The 3,240-nt window shown below is 63.6% G+C and carries 1 protein-coding gene; it reads left to right on the plus strand.

Annotated elements, in window-relative coordinates; all coding sequences use genetic code 11:
- Nucleotides 1–299: 299 nt before the first annotated feature.
- Nucleotides 300–3,240: hypothetical protein (locus ACWDKQ_RS35570; protein WP_450143139.1), on the plus strand; the 2,941-nt coding region annotated here is incomplete at its 3' end.

Here is a 3,240-nt window from a genome sequence, read left to right on the forward strand (position 1 = left end):
TGGTGTTGCCGCCCAGTGGTCCCGCACTGCGGCACCTGGGCAGGGGTGCCGGGCTGCCCACCGACGTGACGGGTCCCCCACGCCGGGACGGTGCGTCTGGGCCGGCAGCAGCCGAAACCGCCACGAAGGGCACGAAGGGCACGAAGAGGCCCCGGGAAGAGGAGGGCGAAAGTTCTTCCAGGGCCTCCAAGCGACGGACAGTGGCAGGACCCGGCGGGGTTGCTTCCGGGAATCAAGGCGGCGAGGGCGACGGAACCACACCGACGGACCAGGCAACACAACAGGACCGCGCGCCGAGCGTGGAGCAGCAGAAGCAGGGCAAGAAGGCAAAGAACGCGAGGGAGTACCAGGCGCGGAAGGCCGAGGCCGTAGAGTTTGCGGATTTGCAGAGGAAGAAGCAGTTGCTCCGGGAGGAGGGGAGGGACCTGGCGCCGGAGAAGGCGAAGAGGCTGGAGTGGCTCGAGCCGAGAGTGGAAAAGCAGAGGCAGAAAAAGAAGAAAGAGAACGCGAGGCAGTTCCAGGCGCGGAAGGCCGAAGCCGCAGAGCTTGCGGATTTGCAGAGGAAGAAGCAGTTGCTCCGGGAGGAGGGAAGGGACCTGGCGCCGGAGAAGGCGAAGAGGCTGGAGTGGCTCGAGCAGAAAGTGGAAAAGCAGAGGCAGAAGCACAGGGCGCATGACAGAAATTCTAAAAGGGCAAAAAAGGACGCCGACGCCGACGAATTTGCGAAGTTGAAGAAGTTGGAGGAGCAGGGGCAGCTGAATCCAGAGCAGCGGACCAAGCTCAATTTGCATCGGGAAATAGGAAAGGACGAAAAGGAGGTAGCGCGGCTGGCGAAGGAAGTATCGAGACTGAAAGAGAAGGATGCGAAGATCGAGGCGTTAAAGGCATTACCGCAGAGTGGCGCCAATGAGGCCAAGCTGAGTGCGTTGCGGGCCAAGGTGGCTGAGTCTGCTGGTTCTGCGGAGCTGTTGAAGAATACGAGGGAAAGGCTGAAGACAAATAGGGCGGCGCTGAAGTCGGTGCAGGCCCGGGGGGAGGCTGGGTCGGGGCGGATTGCGGGCGTGGAGGCAGGTGGACAGCAGGACGAGCAGCAGGATGCGCTGGAGCCGAGTGAGGGATCGGAGTCGGCTGGGGCTGATCGGGACGAACGGGACGCGTGGTCGGATGGTGGTTTTGATTTTGGTGTGTCGGTTGATGAGGTGATGGGGGATTCAGGTGGGGAGGGGCAGGCTGCGGCATCGCTGTCCGATTTGGACGAGGATTGGCAGACGGGGCTGGAGGCGTCGCGGGAGCCGGATGCGGCTATGCAGGCGGAGTGGGAGGGGGAGTCCGGGGAGGGGTTGGACGACGCTGTGCAGGAGCGGGTGGAGGGGCGGAAGGCCGAAGCCGAGCGGGTTGCGGAGTTGCAGGGGCGGAGGCAGTTGGCTCGGGAGGAGGGGAAGGAGCTGACTGAAGCGGAGGCCGACGAGCTGGCGTGGCTCGAGCAGAGAGTGGCGCAGCGGAAGCAGAACAAGAAGGAAGATAAAGCGAGGCAGTACCAGGTAAGGAAGGAAACCGCCGAGCGGATTGCGGAGTTGCAGGGGCGGAGGCAGTTGGCTCGGGAGGAGGGGAAGGAGCTGACTGAAGCGGAGGCCGACGAGCTGGCGTGGCTCGAGCAGAGAGTGGCGCAGCGGAAGCAGAACAAGAAGGAAGAAAACGCGAGGCAATACCAGGCTCGGAAGGCCGAAGCCGACTGGGTTGCGGAGTTGCAGGGGCGGAGGCAGTTGGCTCTGCAGGAGGGGAGGGACCTGGCTCCGGAGGAGGCCGAGGAGCTGGCGCAACTCGAGCCGAAGATGGAGCAGCAGAAGCAGAAGCACAGGGCGGCTGTCAACAATTCTAGAAGGGCGAAAAAGGGCGCTGCCGCCGACGAATATGCCAAGTTGGAGGAGTTGGAGAAGCAGAGGCGACTGAATTCAGAGCAGCAGACCGAGCTCAATCTGTGGCGGAAAATAAAAAACGAAGAAAAGGAGGAAAAGTGGCTGGCGAAGCGAGTAACGAAACTGAAGAAAGAGGCTGCGGAGGTGCAGGCGTTGGAGGCGTTGCCGAGGAGCGCCGATATTGAGGCCAACTTGGGTGCGTTACAGGAAAGGGTAGCCGGGTTGGCTGGTTTTGCGGAGAAGTTGAAGAAGACGCGGGACAGGCTGAAGAAAGATAGGGCGGAGCTGAAGTCGGTGCAGGCCCAGAAGGAGACTGGGCCCAAGAAAATTGCGGGCTTGGGAGTAAGTGGGCAGCAGAATGAGCAGGATGCAATGGCGTCAACTGAGGGATCGGAGTCGGCTGGGGCTGGTCGGGACGAACGGGACGCGTGGTCGGATGGTGGTTTTGATTTTGGTGTGTCGGTTGATGAGGTGATGGGGGATTCAGGTGGGGAGGGGCAGGCTGCGGCATCGCTGTCCGATTTGGACGAGGATTGGCAGACGGGGCTGGAGGCGTCGCGGGAGCCGGATGCGGCTATGCGAGCGGAGTCGGAGCGGGAAAGGGAGTCCGGGGAGGGGTTGGGGGAGGTTGTGGAGGAGGGGGTGGAGGGTGTGGCTGGTGATGGGGGGCGGGTTGCGCAGTTGCGGGAGTCGTTGGAGCAGGCTGAGTCTTATCTGGCTTCGTTTGAGGCGTTGCCGGGGTGGGATGAGGTTGTGCGGGCGGATTCGGCGTTGTTGCCGATGTTCGATCAGGGTTTGCGGGCGGACTGGGAGCAGGCGCGGGGGCGTGTCGAGGCGTTGCGGGCGGAGTTGGCCGGGATGGTGGTGGGTGACGAGGGCGAACTGGCCGGGGGACAGGTGGATGAGTTGGGGGAGGTTGTGGAGGAGGGGGTGGGGGGTGTGGCTGGTGATGGGGGGCGGGTTGCGCAGTTGCGGGAGTCGTTGGAGCAGGCTGAGTCTTATCTGGCTTCGTTTGAGGCGTTGCCGGGGTGGGATGAGGTTGTGCGGGCGGATCCGGCGTTGTTGCCGATGTTCGATCAGGGTTTGCGGGCGGACTGGGAGCAGGCGCGGGGGCGTGTCGAGGCGTTGCGGGCGGAGTTGGCCGGGATGGTGGGTGACGAGGGTGAACCGGCTGGGGAGCAGGTGGGTGAGTCAGGGGTGCAGGTGGGTGAGTGGGGGGTGGGGCGGGTTGCGGGGTTCGTGCCGGCTGCGATTGCGGGGTTGGCTGAGCTGACGGGTCGGATGGATCGGCATTTGCGGGCGATGCCGCCGGAATTCAATCCGA

This window comes from Saccharopolyspora sp. NPDC000995 (assembly GCF_053599315.1).